11 protein-coding genes and 1 pseudogene are annotated in these 19,687 nt (G+C 48.2%); 8 read left to right on the top strand and 4 right to left on the bottom strand.

Going from position 1 to position 19,687, the window contains the following annotated elements; all coding sequences use genetic code 11:
- Window positions 1-329, top strand: a pseudogene (locus AC1S52_RS03660) (transposase); the annotation flags it as partial.
- 15 nt (window positions 330-344) lie between these two features.
- Here AC1S52_RS03660 and AC1S52_RS03665 read toward each other — a convergent pair.
- Window positions 345-617, bottom strand: a complete 273-nt coding sequence (locus tag AC1S52_RS03665) for a hypothetical protein (RefSeq protein ID WP_482027681.1) — start codon at window positions 615-617, stop codon at window positions 345-347.
- 63 nt (window positions 618-680) lie between these two features.
- Between AC1S52_RS03665 and AC1S52_RS03670 the strand changes: the two genes are divergently transcribed.
- From AC1S52_RS03670 to AC1S52_RS03695, 6 genes are all read left to right on the top strand, one after another.
- Window positions 681-953, top strand: a complete 273-nt coding sequence (locus AC1S52_RS03670) for a hypothetical protein (protein WP_482027682.1) — start codon at window positions 681-683, stop codon at window positions 951-953.
- Window positions 954-1,130: 177 nt separating this feature from the next.
- Window positions 1,131-1,652, top strand: a complete 522-nt coding sequence (locus tag AC1S52_RS03675) for a tetratricopeptide repeat protein (RefSeq protein ID WP_482027683.1) — start codon at window positions 1,131-1,133, stop codon at window positions 1,650-1,652.
- Between the two features lie 816 nt (window positions 1,653-2,468).
- Window positions 2,469-6,050 carry a PAS domain S-box protein gene (locus AC1S52_RS03680; RefSeq protein ID WP_482027684.1) on the top strand — a complete coding sequence of 1,194 codons (3,582 nt, stop codon included), beginning with the start codon at window positions 2,469-2,471 and terminating at the stop codon, window positions 6,048-6,050.
- Between the two features lie 31 nt (window positions 6,051-6,081).
- Window positions 6,082-7,149 (top strand): hybrid sensor histidine kinase/response regulator, encoded by a 1,068-nt coding sequence (locus AC1S52_RS03685; protein WP_482027685.1) that lies wholly within the window; start codon window positions 6,082-6,084, stop codon window positions 7,147-7,149.
- Window positions 7,150-7,791: 642 nt separating this feature from the next.
- Window positions 7,792-14,361 (top strand): PAS domain S-box protein, encoded by a 6,570-nt coding sequence (locus AC1S52_RS03690; RefSeq protein ID WP_482027686.1) that lies wholly within the window; start codon window positions 7,792-7,794, stop codon window positions 14,359-14,361.
- Window positions 14,333-15,463, top strand: coding sequence for a hybrid sensor histidine kinase/response regulator (locus tag AC1S52_RS03695; RefSeq protein WP_482027687.1), 1,131 nt, complete (start codon window positions 14,333-14,335; stop codon window positions 15,461-15,463). The genes AC1S52_RS03690 and AC1S52_RS03695 overlap by 29 nt, the downstream gene beginning before the upstream one ends.
- 164 nt (window positions 15,464-15,627) lie before the next feature.
- Here the strand turns inward: AC1S52_RS03695 and AC1S52_RS03700 are convergent, their stop codons facing one another.
- The 3 genes from AC1S52_RS03700 to AC1S52_RS03710 are packed head-to-tail and all read right to left on the bottom strand — an operon-like array spanning window position 15,628 to window position 19,027.
- Window positions 15,628-16,281 (bottom strand): response regulator, encoded by a 654-nt coding sequence (locus AC1S52_RS03700; RefSeq protein ID WP_482027688.1) that lies wholly within the window; start codon window positions 16,279-16,281, stop codon window positions 15,628-15,630.
- A 27-nt stretch (window positions 16,282-16,308) separates the two neighbouring features.
- Entirely contained in the window at window positions 16,309-17,940 is a 1,632-nt protein-coding gene (locus AC1S52_RS03705; RefSeq protein WP_482027689.1) for a GAF domain-containing sensor histidine kinase, read from the bottom strand.
- Complete coding sequence (locus tag AC1S52_RS03710; RefSeq protein ID WP_482027690.1) at window positions 17,933-19,027, bottom strand: hybrid sensor histidine kinase/response regulator; 1,095 nt, start codon at window positions 19,025-19,027, stop codon at window positions 17,933-17,935. Before AC1S52_RS03710 ends, AC1S52_RS03705 begins: the two co-directional genes overlap by 8 nt.
- Window positions 19,028-19,237: 210 nt before the next feature.
- On the opposite strand from AC1S52_RS03710, the gene AC1S52_RS03715 reads away from it, so the two are divergent.
- On the top strand, window positions 19,238-19,687 hold a 450-nt coding region (locus AC1S52_RS03715), incomplete at its 3' end, for a CBS domain-containing protein (protein WP_482027691.1).

The raw sequence follows: 19,687 nt of genomic DNA on the forward strand, positions 1-19,687 counted from the left end.
TGTGAGCACCAGTTGAGTGCCACTTTTACAGTGGAGGGGGCTTGTAATCGAGTCGTGTTTGAAACCTGGCTCGAAACGTGTTTACTGCCCACTCTGAAGCCTGGAAAGGTTTTGATTTTGGATAACGCGACGTTTCATCAGAGTGGACAGATTGCTCAACTCGTTGAGTCGGCGGCTGTCGTTTGTTGTATCTACCTGCGTATTCTCCAGATTTCAATCGGATTGAAAAGTGTTGGGCTTGGCTCAAAAGCCGCATTCGCAAAAGCTTGTCTAGCCTTAGTTCTTTAAGGCAGGCGATGGAGTCAGTTCTGAAGGATGCTGTGTCCTAATAGTCTTGTTTATAGCTACACGATCGCCAGGGGGTTGCTGAAGCCAGAGAAGACATGCACACCCTGGGTTCCAGGAATGGCACTCACCAGGGGAAGGCGATCGCGGCTGAATGCAATTAAGCAGTGATGCCAGCGATCGGGTAAGTTTTCCAGAGGAGGCAGAATAGTGCCGACCCGGTCGCGGATTTCTGCTTCACTTTTTTGGGCAGAAACGGGAACTTTGGGATCGGTCAGGACCCGGTTGACCTGTCCGATTCTAAGGGTCCCATCCTGAATGAAGTGAAGCACCCATCATTCCTGCTCCTACAACAATCCAGTCAAAGAGTTTCATTGGCGGACTAACAAATAGAAGTGACAAAATCTGATGATTCTTTCGTCGTTGCCTGTCTTAGACATGAGGCGATCGCCTCTGTAACTTACCTCACACAGCCTATTAGCACAGTGATCCATTTATCTTTTAAGCAAGAGCAATCATCCCTGAAGTCACCCCAGCAAGCAACTGAGTTTCTTCTGGATGAGGAGTGGTTGTTCCCTAGCGGCTTGTCTGAAGGGATAGATCTGCTTGATGGATTTGCCCGTCAGCCACCAGGATTTTACAAATCTTGTTCCGGAGAAACCCCTTAAAACTTTACAGAGTTCATCTCTGCATCCGTTTTAATTTCAGGAATTTCCTGATAGTTTTACCTGATTTACCTTCTTAAGATTAAGGAAGAAATATTCCTTATGAGTCACTCTACCAGATTCATTTAACCCGAGTCGAAGGCTAATAACAACCACTGAATCGAATCGCTATAACCTACCATGGAAAATACCCGCATCGAGTTTCCGCATCCATTAAAGAATGAAATAAGGCTGAATCGACTCACCTTTGAATATGGTGAAACCCTGATGAGCGAACAGCGCTATGAGGCAGCCGTTCTCGTCTTCAGCCAAATTGTTGAGGCACAACCCACTAGCGCGATCGCCTGGTATAACCGGGGAAATGCCCTGGCCCATCTGGAACGCTACGAGGAAGCACTACTCAGCTTCGAGCGGGCGATCGAGATTAACCCTGACTTCTATGCTGCCTGGACGATTCGAGGGGTGATGCTGATTTATTTGGAACAGCCAGAAGAAGCACTGCAAAGTTGTGAAAAAGCATTGGAGATTAATCCACAGCATAACGAAGCCTGGGTTTTTCGGGGTGCCGCCTTACAACGGTTGGAGCGGTATCAGGAAGCCTACGCCAGTTATGATGCTGCCCTTGGCAGAAAGCAGCAGTCAGTCTGGCAAACCGTAGGGAACCTGCTGCGAAGCGTTAAGTGGCATCTCAACGCAACCTGAACATCAGCGATCGCATCTATTCTTATAGCAGGGGATAGGGTTTTGCCCTATCCCTTTTCACTGTTATAGTCGTAGCCATCAGAATTAGGTCAAGTTTTTGCGATGAATAGACTTTATCGGCAATAATCTATTCGACTCAAAAATGGATGATAAAACTATAAGAATCGATGATTTATGTTAAGAATTGATTCCTTTTCTTGTGTCCGATTAAGTCTATGCTGATATCTGCTTCCTCGTGACAGAAACTTTAGGAGCAGTGATGATCTGTTTGCGAACTGAAGAGATCGATTGCTCCGAACAATTATGCGAGGTAAGGAATCCTGGTTTCTTAGGCGATCGCTGATGCGAAACTTCTTTCTGAACTATAATTCCTCGCAACCAGCGACCTGTTCAAGGATATGTTTTGAACAAACGTGGCATTCTATGGTGGTTGTATTGTCTCTGACATTACCAGTGGGCATATGAATTATTCTATTTGAGCTTTAGAGACGGTAAAAAGATTTCTGGATGATAAATGATTGAATCATGTAGAAATCTTTTTACGTCTAAAACTGAGAGTAAGGCTCGTCTGCCTTGAATATGCAGGCTGAAAATGGTTTTTAGCTTTTCATTTTGCGATTAACCCTTCTCAACCTGCTGCTGTGCCGCTAATTGCTTGACTGTTGTGCGAGGATGCTCTGCTGCACAGGTCTTCCAGCAGTTGTTTGCTACACAGCAAAGGGCGATGACTGACTAATCTACAATTGAGTTTTTCTCTCGCGAACTTATGAATTCATAACACTCAAGTAAGATGATAAGTAGCTAATATCTTTCGTTATGAACAATCCACGAATCATTTTATTGGTGGATGGCTCTGCAACTGATCGAGCTATCTACCAAGATTGGCTCAACCAGGATGCTCAAGCCGCTTTTACGGTTTTAGAGGCTGATTGTGGCAGTGCAGTGTTGGAAATTTGCCAAGAGGCGATTCCAGATCTGATTTTGCTGAGCGATCGCCTACCCGATATGAATGGACTAGAAGTTTTGGAGCGATTCACCCAGCAAACTCTGCGACAAGTGCCTGTGGTGATTCTGAGCGAACAGGAGAATGTGGCAGCAGTTGTCCGGGCGATGAAGCGTGGAGCACAAGATTACCTCGTGAAGTCCACACTGACGGCTGCAATCTTCTATCGCACTGTACAGGAGGCGATCGCAGGGCAACCAACGAAGATGCCAGTTGGCGCTGGCACCTCAGCACCCGTACAAGCGCAGCCTGAGGAAGTATCCCCTCGTCCAAAGCGGGTACCGCAGGTGGCGCTGAGACGGGAAGATTATTTTGCATCGGCGATTTTAGATGTGATTGGGGCACTGGTGATAGTACTAGACCGCCAGGGGCGAATTGTTTGCTTTAACCGAGTCTGTGAACAAGTCAGTGGATATACCTTTGCAGAAATGGAAGGTCAGCCTGTTTGGGGGTTAATACTACCGGAAGAGCTTGACCCAGTCAGCAACGTATTTGAGGCGCTTTGCTCTGGTCAGTTCCGAAATCAGTATGAGAACTATTGGGTAACGAAGGATGGCGATCGCCGCCTGATTTCCTGGTCAAACACGGTTTCAGTGAATGTAGAAGGAAACGTTGAATATGTGATTGGCACTGGGATCGATATCACCGAGCAGAAACAGGTAGAAACTGCTTTGCGGTTGAGTGAAGAACAGCGCCGCTTGGCGGTAGACTTGACGCAGATCGGCACCTGGGATTGGCAGATCCTAACCGGCCACATAACCTGGAGCGACAGCCATTTTCATCTGCTGGGTTTGGTTCCTGGTGAGACTGACGTTTGCTATGAAACCTGGCGCGATCGCGTCCATCCAGAAGACATTGAGCGGGTTGAACAAACTATTACCGATGCACTCAACACCCATACAATCTACGAGGCAGAATATCGTGTCGTTCACCCTGATGGCAATATTCGCTGGATCGTTGCCAGAGGTCAAGCCCTATACGATGAGGCTGACCGCCCAATTCGCATGATTGGCATCATCATAGACATCAGCGAAAGGGCACGACTTGAAGCTGAATGCAACCGTGCCGAAGCCGAATGCCGCCAAGCAGAAAGTTCACTCAGGCGCAGTGAATCAATGAATCTTGCCAACATCACTGAGCGACTGCGGGCAGAACAGGCATTGCGACAACTGAATCAAGAACTGGAGCAACGAGTCGAACAGCGGACCGTTGCCTTGCAGGCAAGCGAGGCGTTATTGCAGGCGGTGTTTAATCAGGCAGCGATTGGCATTAACCTGACTAAAGCCGATGGACGTTATCTCAAGGTCAACCAAGCCTACTGTGATATTGTTGGCTACACATCAGAGGAACTGTTGCAAACTGATTACATCCAGGTTACCCATCCAGAAGATCGGGGAAAAAGTTTGCAACAGCGGCGGCAGTTGTTTGCAGGCGAGCTCAATTTATTCTCACTCGAAAAACGCTATATTCGCAAAAATGGTGGCTTAGTTTGGGCTCACATTGCTTTGTCAGCCGTGTATAAGGCTACGGGTGAAGTGGATTATGCCATTTGTGTGGTTGAGGACATTAGTCAGCGAAAACACACAGAGGAACAGCTACGGCTCAGCGAAGCTCGCTACCGGGCCATTGTTGAGGATCAAACCGAACTGATTGCCCGGTTTGCATCCGATACGACGCTGCTATTTGTCAATGAAGCCTACAGTCGCTACTTTGGGGTGGAACGGGAAACAATAATTGGCACTAGCTATGCGCCCACGATTTTTGAGGCAGACCAGAAACAGGTCGCCCGACTGGTTCAATCCATGAGCTTTGACAATCCGACTGTGACGATTGAGAATCGCGTCGTCATCAATGGCGAAGTGCGGTGGACCCAGTGGATCAACCGAATGCTCTTTGATGAGCAGGAAAATTTCATTGAATATCAGGCAGTGGGACGCGATATTACTGCCCGCAAGCAGGTAGAGAAAAAATTACGCCAGCAGCTTGACCACGAGATCTTGGTTGCGACCATTACGCAACGGATTCGGGAGTCTCTCGATTTATCAACCACTTTAAACACGACGGTTGCCGAAATCCAGCAACTCCTGCAAGCAGACCGGGTGCTGGTTTATCGCCTGGTTGCCGATGGTTCAGGTCAAACGATCGCCGAAAGCAGAAACCCTGATTGGCAACCGATGCTGGAACTGGGGTTTTCCAGCGAAGTATTTCCACCCGAAGGCTACCAGCGCTATGTTAAGGGGCACATTTATGTTCTCTCCGATCGCAGTCAGGAACAGGTTATTCCCTGCATGACTCAGTTTATGGAGACCTTCGACATTCAGGCAAAGTTAGTCGCTCCGATTATTCATCAAGATGCCCTGTGGGGATTGCTGATTGTGCATCAATGCTCGGCTCCGCGCCAGTGGCAAGGCTGGGAAGCGCGGTTGCTCCAGCAACTCGCAAACCAGTTGGCGATCGCGACCAAACAGTCCGCACTCTACCAGCAGCTTCAATTTGAACTGCGCGAACGCGAGCAAACCCAAGAATTATTAGAACAATCCAACGACTATCTCCGCGTTTCCAATCTGGAGTTAGCCCGTGCAACCCGCCACAAGGACGAATTTCTGGCGAACATGAGTCACGAACTGCGAACGCCCCTAAATGCCATTCTGGGGATGTCAGAAGCTCTCCTGGAAGAGATTTGTGGTCCTTTGACGGAACGGCAACATAAGGCGATCTCAACCATTGCCACAAGCGGTACCCATTTATTGGATCTAATCAACGACATTCTCGATCTGGCAAAAATTGAAGCCGGAAAACTAGAGTTGCAACTCGCCTCCGTCGCGATCGCCGCTTTGTGTGACTCTAGCCTCACGGTTGTTAAGCCAATAGCAGATAAAAAGGGAATTCAACTTATTGCCAAAGTTTCGCCCAATATTGGTCAAATTGAAGCCGACGATCGCCGTTTACAGCAGGTGCTCATGAATCTCCTCAGTAATGCGGTCAAGTTCACTCCTGCTGGTGGTTCTGTCACGTTAGAAGCCTGGCTTGAAGAGGATCCGGGGACACGGAGACACGGGGACACGGGGACACGGGGAAGCGGAGACACAGGGACGCAGAGACAGAGAGACAGGGAGACAGCGTCATCACCCCACACCCCAATCCTACACCTCTCCGTCTGCGACACAGGCATCGGTATTGCTCAGTCAGATTTTGACCAAATTTTCCAACCATTCCGACAGATTGATAACTCCCTCAGTCGCCAGTACACTGGAACCGGGTTGGGATTAGCACTGGCGCAGCGTATTGTTAAGATGCATCAGGGCACTGTTACTGTAAAAAGTGCCGTGGGTCAGGGAAGCTGTTTTACTCTCTGCCTCCCCCAGCGTCAAGTCTCGCGTAGCACTAAGCGCTGAGCACCCAATTCGAACTACAGGAGAGTTAAGCATGGAAAGACCAGCATCCATCCTGGTGGTTGATGATGAACCGAGAAACTTTGATGTCATCGAAATGCTGCTTCTGAATGATGGACATTCCCTTAGCTATGCCCCCAACGGCTTTGAGGCTTTGGGCTATCTGGAACAAACTCAACCGGATGTAATTTTGCTGGATGTGATGATGCCAGGGCTGGATGGCATTGAGGTATGCCAGCAGGTCCGGGCGAATCAATGTTGGCAGCATATTCCGATCATTTTTGTGACGGCACTCAATAGCAAAGAGGATTTGGCTCGGTGCCTGGAAGCTGGAGCCGATGATTTCATCAGTAAACCAGTCAATCGACTGGAGTTGCAAGCCAGAATTCGTTCCATGCTGCGGATTAAGCAGCAATACGATGCCCTGCAAGCAACCCTGCAACTGCGCGAAGATATGTCTAACATGGTGGTGCATGATCTACGCAATCCGCTCAGCAGCATCGTGTTGGCTTGCAAGCTTTTACAGTTCGCAGAGTTGCGAGAAAATCAAAGGGAAAAAATTGATCAAATCACGATTGCCGGACAACAGTTGCAATCGATGATTGACAGCCTGTTGATGATGGCGAAACTGGAATCGGGCAAACTTGTGTTAAATCGCATGGAAGTGGATTTGGCTGCGCTCGGTATATCAGCGATCGCCGATCTTGAGGCGATCGCTGACCAGAAAAGCGTTCAATTGGTCAGCCAATTGCCGCCACCGGGCGGTAGCGTTTGGGTTGATATTCCAATTTTCCGACGGGTGCTGGATAACTTGCTTTCAAATGCGATCAAATTTGCACCGATGGGGAGTCAGGTCAAGCTTGAAATTGACTATCCACCCGATCGGCAAGCTAGAATCCGTATCTTTGACCAGGGACCGGGTGTGAGTGCAGAATTACGTCAACTCATCTTTGAGAAATATGAAGTTGCTCAACTAATTAAGGGTGCTACTCAAACTGGTTTAGGACTGGCGTTTTCAAAGATAGCGATCGCCACTCATGACGGTAACATTTTTGTTGAAGAGAATACCCCTAGAGGATCAATCTTTACAGTTGAAATTTGAGCTTGGTTCGGTAACGATAAAAATATTGACTAATCAATAAAAATGCTCAGAGCTATCCAGATCCCTGAATTATCATTCTTTAGCTTGTAGCAGTAGCATTTTTAACGAAACATTTTTTAAAATCCCGGATGGCAAATAATTCTTGTATAGTTTAACCTAGAGGATATTGAATTGTTTGTATAGCGTTTCCTTTTTGGGTGAGGTACATCTCATCTGTTGAATCAAGGTTTCTATGACTATCCACGTACCTCACTGGATTCAAAAACGCTATATCGAGGTTAATCTATAACTTTCATTGGCGACGATGGCAATGTTCACCTGATTCGCATAGTATTCACCGCTGGAAAATTCTCTTCGTTGGTAGGAGTTGGTGTTTGCTTAGCAGAAACTTTACACTCTGGGCTTAAGCAAAAAATCTCAACAATATCCACAATTTCTCACCAAAAACTTTACATCTCTAATCTGAAATTGAGTTCGTTCTTTGAGTCATATCTTTTTAAGAAGACATGCTCAATAGATAGATCTTTCATTATCCGATAAAATTAGCAACTTTTAACAATCCAGATGCTAATTTTATCGATGAGGTGGTGGCAATTTCAAATTGTATCAAGGAGGAGAGAAGGTTTAATAGGTTGAAGGATTATGAAAGTTTTTTTTCAAGTCTTGCTTAGTTCTCCGCAATTTATGCCCCACGGGCACTGCTATCTGTGGCAACCAGAACTGGTTGGGCTTCATCTGGTCTCTGATGTCCTGATTGCGATCGCCTATTATTCCATCCCGATTGCCCTCATTCACTTTGTCCACAAGCGACAAGATGTACCCTTCAATAAACTCCTTCTGTTATTCAGTGCCTTCATGGTTGCCTGTGGTACCACTCACCTGATGGATGTGTGGACGCTCTGGCACCCTGTCTATTGGCTATCAGGCGCACTCAAGCTAATGACGGCTGCGGTTTCGCTTTACACGGCTGCTAAATTAGTCGCTTTACTTCCCACTGCGCTGACATTACCGAGTTTAGCCGCCACAAATCAAAAATTAGCGGCTGAAATGGCGGAACGCCAAAAGATAGACGTTGCTCTGCGGGAAAGCGAGGAGCGATTCCGCAACACGTTTGAACAGGCAGCGGTGGGAATTGCCCATGTGTCGCTCAGTGGACAGTTTCTTTGGCTTAACCAGCGGTTCGGTGACATTGCTGGCTACCCTCCGTCTGAACTCCAGACTCTGACCTTTCAAGAAATTACCCATCCCGATGATCTGGAACCAGATTTGAGCCGGCTACAAGATTTGTTAAGCGGCAAAATACAAACTTATTCATTGGAAAAGCGTTATATCTGCAAAGATCGATCGCTAGTCTGGATTAACCTGACGGTTTCCTTAGTTCGCGATCGCTCAGGCGAACCAAAGTATTTGATTGCCGTGATTGAAGACATTGACGATCGCAAATGGATCGAACTGGCGCTACGCCAAAGCGAAGCAACGCTCAAGTTATTTGTGAAGCATGTTCCAGCGGGGATTGCCATGCTGGATACCAATCTCTGCTATGTCTTCGCTAGCCAGCGATGGCTTGAGGATTACAAGCTCGACGCGATTGAGTCCATTGTCGGGCACTCCCATTACGAACTTTTTCCTGAAATTTCAGAACGCTGGCGGCAAATTCATCAACGGTGTCTAGCAGGAGCAATCGAGCGCTGTGAAGAAGATTTGTTTGAGCGGGCAGATGGTGCCCAGCAATGGATTCGTTGGGAGATTCGCCCCTGGTTTACCGCTAACCAGGAGATTGGCGGCATCATCATTTTTGCGGAGGACATTACTGAACGGAAGCAAGCGGAAGTAAACCTGCAAGAAAACGAAGAACGGTTACGCCTGGCGCTAACAGCGGTCAACCAGGGACTCTTTGATGCCAATGTCCAGACGGGCGAAGTGATTGTGAATCCCTCCTACGCCACCATGCTGGAATACGACCCGGCAGACTTCCAGGAATCTGCCGCCGATTGGATGGAACGGCTCCATCCAGCCGATCAAGACAATGCCTTCAAACGGTATCAAGACTATATTTCTGGCACCATTTCAGAGTACCGATCGGAATTTCGCCTAAAAACCAGAAGCGGCGATTGGAAGTGGATTCTTTCACTAGGCAAAATTGTTGCCTGGGATGAGTCTGGTCAGCCGCTACGGATGTTGGGTACCCATACAGATGTGAGTGATCGCAAACAAACAGAAGCTACTTTGTCTCAACTGGCAACCATTGTCGAGTCGTCGGCGGATGCCATTGTCAGCAAGACGCTAGATGGCGTAATCGTAACTTGGAATGCCGGAGCAGAAAGACTGTTTGGCTACACGGCGGCGGAAGCTATCGGTCAATCGGTTCTGCATCTGATTCCACCTGAGCTCAGGAGTGAAGAGTCCTATATTCTGGAGAGAATTAAGCGCGGCGAACTCATTGATCATTATGAAACTGTGCGCCAGCGTAAAGATGGCAGATTGATTGATGTTTCATTAACGGTTTCGCCGATTAAAGATGCGACTGGTAAAATTACTGGGGCATCCAAAATTGCGCGGGATATTAGCTATCGCAAGCAGGTAGAAGCCGAGAGACTGCAATCTGAAAGATTGCGGCTTGAGCTACAACTACTGGAAAACGTTCTGGAAGTGACGTTTGCCGGTTACTGGGATTGGGATATTCCAGGCAATCGGGAGTACTTAAGCCCGACTTTCAAGCAGATGTTTGGCTATGAAGATCACGAATTGCCCAACACGCCGGAAACCTGGCAACGGCTAATCTTTGCAGAAGATTTACCAGGAGTACTGGAACGCTTCGATCAGCACATTAACAGTCACGGGCAGATTCCTTTTTACAACGAAGTGAGATACCACCATCGGGATGGTGCGACGATTTGGGTAATCTGCTCCGGGCAAGTGATTGAGTGGGATCAGGAGGGCAACCCGTTGCGGATGGTTGGGTGCCATATCGATATTACGAAACGTAAGCTGGCGGAAACTCAGTTGCAGGCATCGGAAGCAGAGTTGCGTGCTCTCTTCGCTGCTATGACTGACACCGTAATTGTTCGCGATCGTGAGGGACGTTGTCTCAAAATCGCCCCCAACAGTTCTAGCCTCTATCGAGAGCCGCAAGAAATGTTGGGCAGGACTTTACACGAAGGCTTTCCTCAGGCAGAAGCAGATCTAATCCTGTCTAGTATTCATGAATGCCTGGATAGACAAACAACAACTTCGGTTGAGTATTGCTTGCCTGTCCAGGGAAGACCGATCAACTTTTTAGCCAGTATTTCATCGGTATCCGATGATGCCGTGATTATTGTTGCCCGTGACATTAGCAATCTAAAGCGGGTTGAAGCAAATTTGAAGCGGTATGAACGCATTGTCTCTTCTACAAAGGATGGGATTGCGCTGCTCGATCGCAACTACACCTATCAGGTTGTCAATCAGGCGTACCTGACCTGGTGCAATCGATCCTATAGCGAAGTTGTAGGACATACTGTGCGGGAGATTTTAGGGCCAAAATTATTTGATCCGTTCATTCAGCCCCGACTTAATCAATGTTTAGCGGGAGAAACCATTCAGTACGAGAAATGGTTTGACTATCCTAATTTAGTGCCGCAATTTTTGAGCGTAACGTATACTCCATATCTGAATGCGGACCATGAGATTGCAGGCGTGATCGTGAGTCTGCGTGACCTCACTGAGCTCCAGCAAACGCAGGAATCGCTCCGAATTAGTGAAGAACGCTTACAGCTTGCTTTGGAAAGTTCTGGAGATGGACTCTGGGACTGGAATGTGGTCACTGGCGAGCTTTATTTCAGTCCACTTTGGCAAACAATGTTGGGCTATACCGAAGGTGAACTTCCCTCTATCATCACAACTTGGGAGCGATTGATTCACCCGGATGACAAGCCCTGGGTCATGAATCAACTTAATGCCCACCTCAAAGACAGTTCAGTTTCCTGTTCTTTCGACTACCGGATATTAACCAAATCGGGAGAATACAAATGGATCGCAGATTACGGCAAAGTCGTTGCTTGGGATGAACAGGGCGCTCCCTTGAGAATGGTGGGAACTCATAAGGATATCAGCGATCGCAAACAAACGGAAGAACAACTTCGGAATCTTTCTGTACGGCTGGCACTGGCCCTTCAAGCCGGCGCAATTGGCACCTGGGATTGGGATTTTGTCCACGAAGCATATTGGGATGAGCGCATGTATGAACTCTACGGCATCCCGCCCTCAACCACCGCTCCGGGTTTTCAGGATTGGCTCAATCTCGTGCATCCAGGCGATCGAGCAGCTGTTGAAACGGCTCATCACACTGCCCTTCAAAACAACAATGATATTGATCTAGAGTTCCGTATCATTCAACCCGATGGCAACATCCGGTTCTTGAAAGCCTATGCCCTGCTCCAACGCGATGAACAAGGTGAACCACTCCGCATGGTGGGCATCAGCTATGACATCACCGATCGCAAACAAGCTGAAACCGCCTTACGTGAGAGTGAACACCGCTATGCCATGTTAACCCAAGTGGCTCCGGTTGCCATTTGTCAGTTTGATGTGGCAGGTTATTGCGTTTATGCCAACGAGCGCTGGAGCGAAATGACGGGGAGACCCGCAGACATAGCATTGGGAATAGGCTGGGTGGAAACGCTGCCACGAGAAGATCGTGATCGCGTTTCCACACAATGGTTTCAATCCTTAGAACAAAGAGGACGCTTTCAACATGAGAGCCGCTGTTTGCGTCCGGATGGCAGTATTACCTGGCTCTACGCCCAGGTATTACCCGAAACCGATTCCAGCGGCAAAATTGTGGGCTATGTTGGCACGCTTACAGATATCACAGACCGCAAACAGGCAGAACAGGCTCTCCAAGAACTGAGTCTCGCCATGCAGAATGCGATTGAAGGGATCTCGCGGATTGATACCAACGGATGCTATATGGCTGTTAATAAGTCATACGCCGATGCGTGTGGATGCGAACCCGAAGAACTGATGGGGCAACCGTGGCAGCAAACCGTGCATCCAGAAGATCTGCCCAAACTCATTGCAGCTTACCAGCAGATGCTTGAATCGGGCAGGGTTGAGGTCGAGGCGAGAGGCATTCGTAAAGATGGCTCTACTTTTCATAAACAAGTCACGATGATCACTGCCCATGATGAAGCTGGCACGATGATCGGACATCACTGCTTCCTCAAAGATATTACCGATCGCAAACTGGCAGAGGCAGCCCTGGCAAACTATGCCCGTGAAGTCGAAGATCTCTACAACAATGCTCCCTGTGGCTACCATTCCCTGGATACGGCAGGGCGGTTTGTGAATGTGAATGAAACCGAACTGCAATGGTTGGGATATACCCGTGAAGAGATAATAGGCAAACCCTTCACTGATTTTGTGACTGAAGCCGGTCGGTTGGCATTTCAGCAAAACTACCCCAAACTTAAAGAGCAGGGTTGGATAAAAGATCTGGAATACGAAGTGGTCTGTAAGGATGGCACATTGTTTCCGGTATTGATTAATGCCACGGCTGTGAAGAGTCTTGATGGGACGTATCTACATAATCGAGCGACGCTGTATGATAACCGCGATCGCAAACGAGCAGAGGAACAGTTGCGGCTCAGCAACGAGCGCATTAGTCTGGCTAATTCTGAGCTTTCCCGTGCCGCCCGCCTTAAAGACGAGTTTCTGGCCGGCATGAGCCACGAACTTCGTACTCCCCTAAATGCTGTGTTGGGGCTTTCCGAGGCGCTTTTGGAAGAGGTCTACGGCGACCTGACTCCAGAACAGCGAAACTCGCTCCAGACGATCGAAAAAAGTGGTCAACACTTGCTATCCCTGATCAATGACATTCTCGACCTCTCCAAGATCGAGTCAGGCAAGATGGAACTGGAGCTAGGCACTGTTTCGGTACCTAACCTGTGCGAATCCAGTCTTACCTTTGTCAGACAACAGGCAAACCATAAGCAAATCAAGCTCAGTTGTCAGATCGCCGATGGGTTAATCACCCTTGAAGCCGACGAACGCCGCCTCCGACAGGTATTAGTCAACCTGTTGAGTAACGCCGTCAAGTTCACGCCCGATCGTGGCAGCGTCGTACTCCAGGTCGCTGCCGATCCGCTGCGCGAGATCGTCGAATTCAGAATCACAGATACAGGGATTGGCATTGCCCCTGAAAATATGAACAAGCTCTTCCAGCCCTTTGTGCAGCTAGACAGCAGCCTTTCTCGCCGTTATGAAGGCACAGGCTTGGGTCTAGCATTGGTGCGCCGGATTATGGATTTGCACGGTGGCAGTGTCTCACTGGAGAGTGAGGCAGGCAAAGGCAGTTGTTTTGCCATTGCGCTCCCCTGGAACTCTGCGGCTCAATTGACCGATCCTGGGCCTCATCATGACTTGCCGAAACCAATACATCTGGGCATTGAGCGTGCCCTGATTGTAGAAGATTCTGAAGCAGCAGCAAGCCAGATTACTCGTTACCTTACAGAATTGGGGGTGAAGGTGACTGTCCATCCCCAGGGAGAAGGTGTGCTAGAAGTTGCTCAGCGATTGCAACCCGATGTCATTATCCTGGACATCCTGTTGCCCGGTCAGACTGGATGGGACGTGCTGACCGCGTTAAAAACCGATCCAGCTACCAAAGCAATCCCAGTGATCGTGGTATCCGTCGTGGATTCGCGATCGCGCGGCTTAGAACTGGGAGCCGCCGAGTACCTGCTTAAACCGATTACGCGCCAACAACTTCAACACACCCTCAGCCGAGTTCTTTCGACAACTCAACCCGCAGCCCAAACCGCCCTGGTACTCACCGATCGCCAATCCCCAGTTCCACCGCTGATTTTGCTGGCGGAAGATAATGAAGCCAACATCACAACCACTACCCTTTACCTGCAAGCGCATGGATTACAAATCGTGGTCGCTCGAAATGGGCTGGAAGCAATCCAGATGGCGCAGCAGCAGCAGCCAGCCCTAATTCTGATGGATATTCAAATGCCAGAAATTGATGGCTTAGAGGCAACCCGCCGCATTCGCTCAAATACCGAACTCAACCAGATTCCGATCATTGCCCTAACAGCTCTGGCAATGCCCGGCGATCGCGATCGCTGTCTGACCGCTGGAGCCAACGAATATATGACCAAGCCCGTCAGCCTTAAACAGCTTCTCACCCTGATTTCAACCTATGTCCCAGCCCTCCAAACCAGAGCGTGAAGTTGCTCCCATGATGGACTCTCCCACCGTCCTTGTGATTGATGATGAGTCCACTAGTTTTGCCGTCGTCAAAGCATTGCTCCATCGGGAAGGTTATGAATTGATCCATATCGAAAGCGGTCAAGCAGCTTTGCAGCGGTTGGAGGCGATCGCCCCAGATGTGATTCTGCTCGATGTCATGATGCCCGATATGAATGGCGTTGAAGTCTGCCGTACCATTAAGTCAAACCCAATCTGGCAGCCCATTCCGATCATCATGGTGACTGCCCTGAATACCAAAGAAGACTTAGCTCGTTCCATGGCAGCCGGAGCCGATGACTTCATCACCAAACCTGTGAATGGGATAGAACTACGGGCTAGAGTTCGTTGCATGCTGCGAATTAAACAGCAATACGATGCGCTTAGAGCCACCCTGCAATTGCGTGAAGATATGTCCAACATGGTGGTGCATGACTTGAGAAATCCGACCGCCATCATTTTACTCAGTGCCCAATTGCTTCTGCTTGATGATTTTCAGGGTAAGGAACTGGAACGGGTTCAAATAATTGAAACTTCCGCCAAGACGTTGAATACCCTGATTAATGACCTCCTGCTGATGGCAAAAACGGAAGCAGGCAAGCTGTTGCTCAATCCCACAGAGGTGAATCTAACTGCTTTAGCAACCGTTGTTATGTCGGATTTTCAGGAAATTGCCCGCTCCAAAAAATTGGATCTGGAATGCCAGGTTCCCGAAACCGAACGGTGGATTTCCGCGGATACCAACCTGTTGCACCGCTTGATGGATAATTTGCTCTCTAATGCGGTTAAATTCTCGCCGTCGGGGAGTCAAATTACTTTACAAATTGAGTATCCATCCGAATCTGTCCCCAATGACCCATTACTCGTTCGAGCTAGAATTCAGGTTGCCGATTCAGGACCAGGAGTTAAGGAAGAACTACGCCAGCAGATCTTCAAAAAGTATGAAATTGGTGAAACCATCAGTGGGGTCACCCAAATTGGTTTGGGACTGACATTTTGCAAAATAGTTGCTGAGGCACACGGCGGTCGTATCTTCGTTGAAGAGAATGTGCCACGAGGTTCAATTTTTACCGTCGAGATTTAGTGTCGCTATGTTTGCAGTTGAAGACTGGGGATGAAATAGAGAAGGGGCACACGATGTGCGCCCCGAAACCATTATAGGGTTAACTTCTTTCAGCTTCTAGCATAAGGTTTAAAGGTGCTCCAATACTATCAGGAGTTTCCTGATAATTCGACGCATCAATGGGGTTACTCTTCCAAAATAACTAGGCCTGCGCGGATAGCGTAACGAACTAGCCCTGGCACATCGTGAATATTTAGGCGTTCCATCAATTGAGTCCGATGGGTTTCCACTGTTTTAGCGCTAATAAATAAACTGCTGGCAATTTCTTTGGTCGATTTGCCTTCAGCAATCAGTTGTAAAATTTCGCGTTGACGAGCAGTCAGGTTTTTGGGGGGAGCCACCTCATCCCTAATGCTTTGGCGATCGCCCCTGGTTAGCTGTGCAGAAATAGCAGGGCTGAGGTAGGTTTCTCCTCGCAGCACAGCCCGAATTGCCATCTCTAATTCGCTCATATCGCCATCTTTGAGCACATAGCCCATCGCTCCTGCCTGGAGTGCTCGATAGACGTATTCCTGATTGGCATGCATCGATAGCATGATCACCCGCACTTTGGGAAAGTCTTTAGTAATTCGAGTTGTCGTTTCTAATCCATTCATTTCCGGCATTGCAATGTCCATTAGCAACAGATCGGGATGGTGCCGCTCTACCAGTTGCAAGGCTTCTCGCCCATTGCTTGCTTCTGCAATCACTTCCATATTCTCTAGAGATTGAAGCAGTGCCCGGAATCCGGTTCGAACCAGCACATGGTTATCCACAATCAAAACACGGTATGGTGACATTCTGAAATGGTCTCCCTGATTTATTTTCTAGGGGGCAAACGATGATGTAACAATGGGAAACTCCACATCAATAATCGTTCCCCATGCAAGTGCCGACGTAATGTTCATGCGTCCTCCAACTAAGGATGCCCTTTCTTCCATGCCGAGTAATCCTAAGCTGGAACCACGGGCTGTCCGATCGCGAGCTGCCTCAACATCGAACCCAATCCCATTGTCCTGGATGCTGAGGTGCAGTGTGTTGCGAGATTGCTGGAACTGAACCACAATGCGATCAGCTTTAGCATGTCTGGCAATGTTGGTTAGCGCTTCCTGGACAATTCGATAACAAACCGTTTCTAGTTTGGGTGACAAGGCAAATTCAAAGGGTTGGTAAACTAGTGAGATAGAGGTTTCTGTGCGGCGCATCTGCTGCTCGACATACCATTCCAGGGCTGGCAACAAACCCAAATCATCTAGCATCGAAGGGCGCAAATCGAGGGCCAGATTGCGAACCTGCTTGAGGGCACCATCAACAATGGCGACACTGTCTTGCAGGGGGTATTTGTTGCCGTCATGAGTGAGCGATCGCTGCAACACCTGCAAGTTAATCTTGACCGCTGTTAACACCTGTCCAATTTCATCGTGCAGTTCATGGGCAAGATGGCGGCGCTCCAACTCTTGGGCTTCGATCAATCGACTGGAAAGAGCCTGTAATCGTTCGCGATCGCTCCGCACCTGTTCAAATAGGCGCACATTTTGCAGCGCGATCGCCAGGTGATCCGCAACTTCACAGGAAATATCAATGTGTTCTGAGCTAAAGGCAGCAACCTGCGGATCGAGTAATCTGAGTTCCCCGATTACCCTACCTTCGACAAAAAGAGGAATCGCCAGGGAGGCATGAATTCCTGCTGCCAAAAGTTGTCGAGATACCAGTCCAGGCATTTCCAGCGCTGCCAAATCGGAGATATGACGCACTTTGTTCATATGCAGATCAGCAGGCTTGAGAAAGTTTTCCAGGGCTAGCAGTGTTCCCTCTGAGAAAATCAGGTTCCCGGTTGCATCGCCTGCCAGGATCTGAGCACTGTTTGCATCGGGGTCAAATAAAATCACTATTGATTGCTGGCAGTTGATTAACTGTCGCAAATGGGAGAGTGCTGCCCAGGCAATTTCCTGGGGCCGTTTCTCGGCAAGAATGGCACGATCGATTTTGTGCAACCCTGCAACTCTTTGAGTGTACCGCTGTAATGTCTCTTCTGCTTGTTTGCGATCGCTAATATTTTCGATCACAGCAATAAAATATTTTGGTTGGCGATCGTGATCAAGAACGAGAGAAACCGATAAGTTAACCCAGACAATCGATGTATCTCGACGAATGTAACGTTTTTCGATCGAGTAAGTCCGAATCTCCGCTTTCAGCATTTGCCGAACAAACTGTAAATCGTTTTCTAGATCGTCGGGATGGGTAATCTCTTGAAACGTCTTCTTCAAAAGCTCGTGGTGTCGATAACCAACAATTTCACACAGCTTCTGGTTAACCCGCAGAAAGTAACCATTGGGAGCAATATGAGCTAGCCCTACAGCCGCCTGCTCAAACGTCGTCCGAAACAGTTCTTCACTCGCTTGCAAAGACAGTTCAGCTTGGTTGCACTCAGGATTAGATACCGGATCTGGCTCAATCATTGGTTTGTGTAGGTAAGGTCACTCGCACAGTTGTTCCCTTCGGATCGCTGTTGATTTCAAGCTTGCCGCCATGTAATTGGGTCAGTTGTCGAACGATTACCAGCCCTAAACCTGAACCCTGTTGTTCGTAAAATTTGCGCTCAAACTGAACATAGGCTCCAATGTCTTCTATTTGGGCAGGAGTCATGCCATGTCCCTGATCTGTGATTTCCAAACCGAACTGATCTGCTCGAAATTCAGTGGTGACATAAATTGGAGTTTCTGATGGGGAGAACTTACAAGCATTGTCTACCAACTCCTCAACGATTTTTTCGAGGTTTGAACGAGCGATTAAAAGTGCGCGATTACTCCGTTGCAAGCTCAAATCGACCGTCCGATTAGCTCGTTGAGTCACAATCATCGCGGCATTCGTAATCGCATTTTCAGAACAGTCACAGTTCTCCTGCTGATAGGTGGAAAAATCGTTCTTCTGAATGTCTAGCTGGAGCTTTGCAAACAGCAGTGAGTTCTGAATCGTTTTTTCAATCCGTTTGGCAGACTTACAGACTAAACTAGCAATATCAGAAACTTCCTCAGCCTTCAGGATAGCAGCGTAGCTAGTCAAATAACTTAATAAACTAGTCATGCTATTCAATGGCGTTAGCAGTTCATGGGGAAGGTATGTAGAAAGTTGTCCCCGTAGTTCTTCTAGCTTTTGTTGGTATTGATGATGCACTGCTGCCTGCTTTTCCAGGCGGACTTTGACTGCACTCAGCAAGTCTGTGCGATTAAAGGGTTTGGTCAGATAATCATCGGCCCCTAACTCCATGCCGTATCGGATGTCAGGTTTATCGGCTTTGGCTGTCAAGAAGATAAACGGGATGGGGGCGATTCCAGGTAGCGATCGCATCTGAGCTAGAACTTCATACCCAGTTAACTCCGGCATCATCACGTCGCAAAGCACCAGATCGACTGGATGGCTTTGGACTAGATCAAGACCTTTTTGCCCATTCTCAGCGCTGATGACCTGATACTGATCCCGCTCCAGAATTTCGATGATGTTTTTTCGCAGTGCGTATTCATCTTCAATCACAAGAATTTTTTTCATGACTCTAATTAAAGGAACGAATGAACAAAACTTCAACCTGACAAAGCACCTTCTTTATAGATACCCCTTTTTGATGAGTTTTTGAACAATGCGTTGAGGCATGAAAAACTGATGGGAATTCTAATGAATGAGTCCCAAACTGCTGTCTCGATAGCCATCTTTCAGAAGCACTCGACCTGAATCCCACGCTGCTTAATCAACTGTCACAAAATGTCTCTAGCTCTTTTTTCTGAAATAGATTTTCAGCAGGCGATCGTTCGCCAACCATTAGTTGTTTCACTGACCACATCGGTAATTGAGGCGCTGACGTTGATGAGCCAGGTGAGAGGGAGTTGTTCTCTAAATTGCTCTCTAGGGGATCAGGCTAATTCAGAGAGCTTTGTGTTGACTGAAGCTCAGGGCAGTTGTGTTCTGGTGATGGAAGGTGCCCAACTGCTGGGCATTTTTACTGAGCGAGATGTGATTCGATTGAGTGCTGAAGGTAGACAACTAACTGAAGTGGCGCTCTCAGAGGTCATGACCCCATCCGTCATTACGTTGCAGCAATCAGAATTCACGGATCTATTCATGCCGATGAATTTGCTACAACAGCATCGAATTCGTCATCTCCCAATTCTGGACGACAAGCAACAGGTTGTGGGACTCTTGACCCATGAGAGT

Source organism: Kovacikia sp. CALU 1929 (genome assembly GCF_056784235.1).

Coding starts and splice junctions, on each gene's coding strand:
- AC1S52_RS03675 (WP_482027683.1), top strand. CDS start 1,131: ATGGAAAATACCCGCATCGAGTTTCCGCATCCATTAAAGAATGAAATA.
- AC1S52_RS03680 (WP_482027684.1), top strand. CDS start 2,469: ATGAACAATCCACGAATCATTTTATTGGTGGATGGCTCTGCAACTGAT.
- AC1S52_RS03685 (WP_482027685.1), top strand. CDS start 6,082: ATGGAAAGACCAGCATCCATCCTGGTGGTTGATGATGAACCGAGAAAC.
- AC1S52_RS03690 (WP_482027686.1), top strand. CDS start 7,792: ATGAAAGTTTTTTTTCAAGTCTTGCTTAGTTCTCCGCAATTTATGCCC.
- AC1S52_RS03695 (WP_482027687.1), top strand. CDS start 14,333: ATGTCCCAGCCCTCCAAACCAGAGCGTGAAGTTGCTCCCATGATGGAC.
- AC1S52_RS03700 (WP_482027688.1), bottom strand. CDS start 16,281: ATGTCACCATACCGTGTTTTGATTGTGGATAACCATGTGCTGGTTCGA.
- AC1S52_RS03705 (WP_482027689.1), bottom strand. CDS start 17,940: ATGATTGAGCCAGATCCGGTATCTAATCCTGAGTGCAACCAAGCTGAA.
- AC1S52_RS03710 (WP_482027690.1), bottom strand. CDS start 19,027: ATGAAAAAAATTCTTGTGATTGAAGATGAATACGCACTGCGAAAAAAC.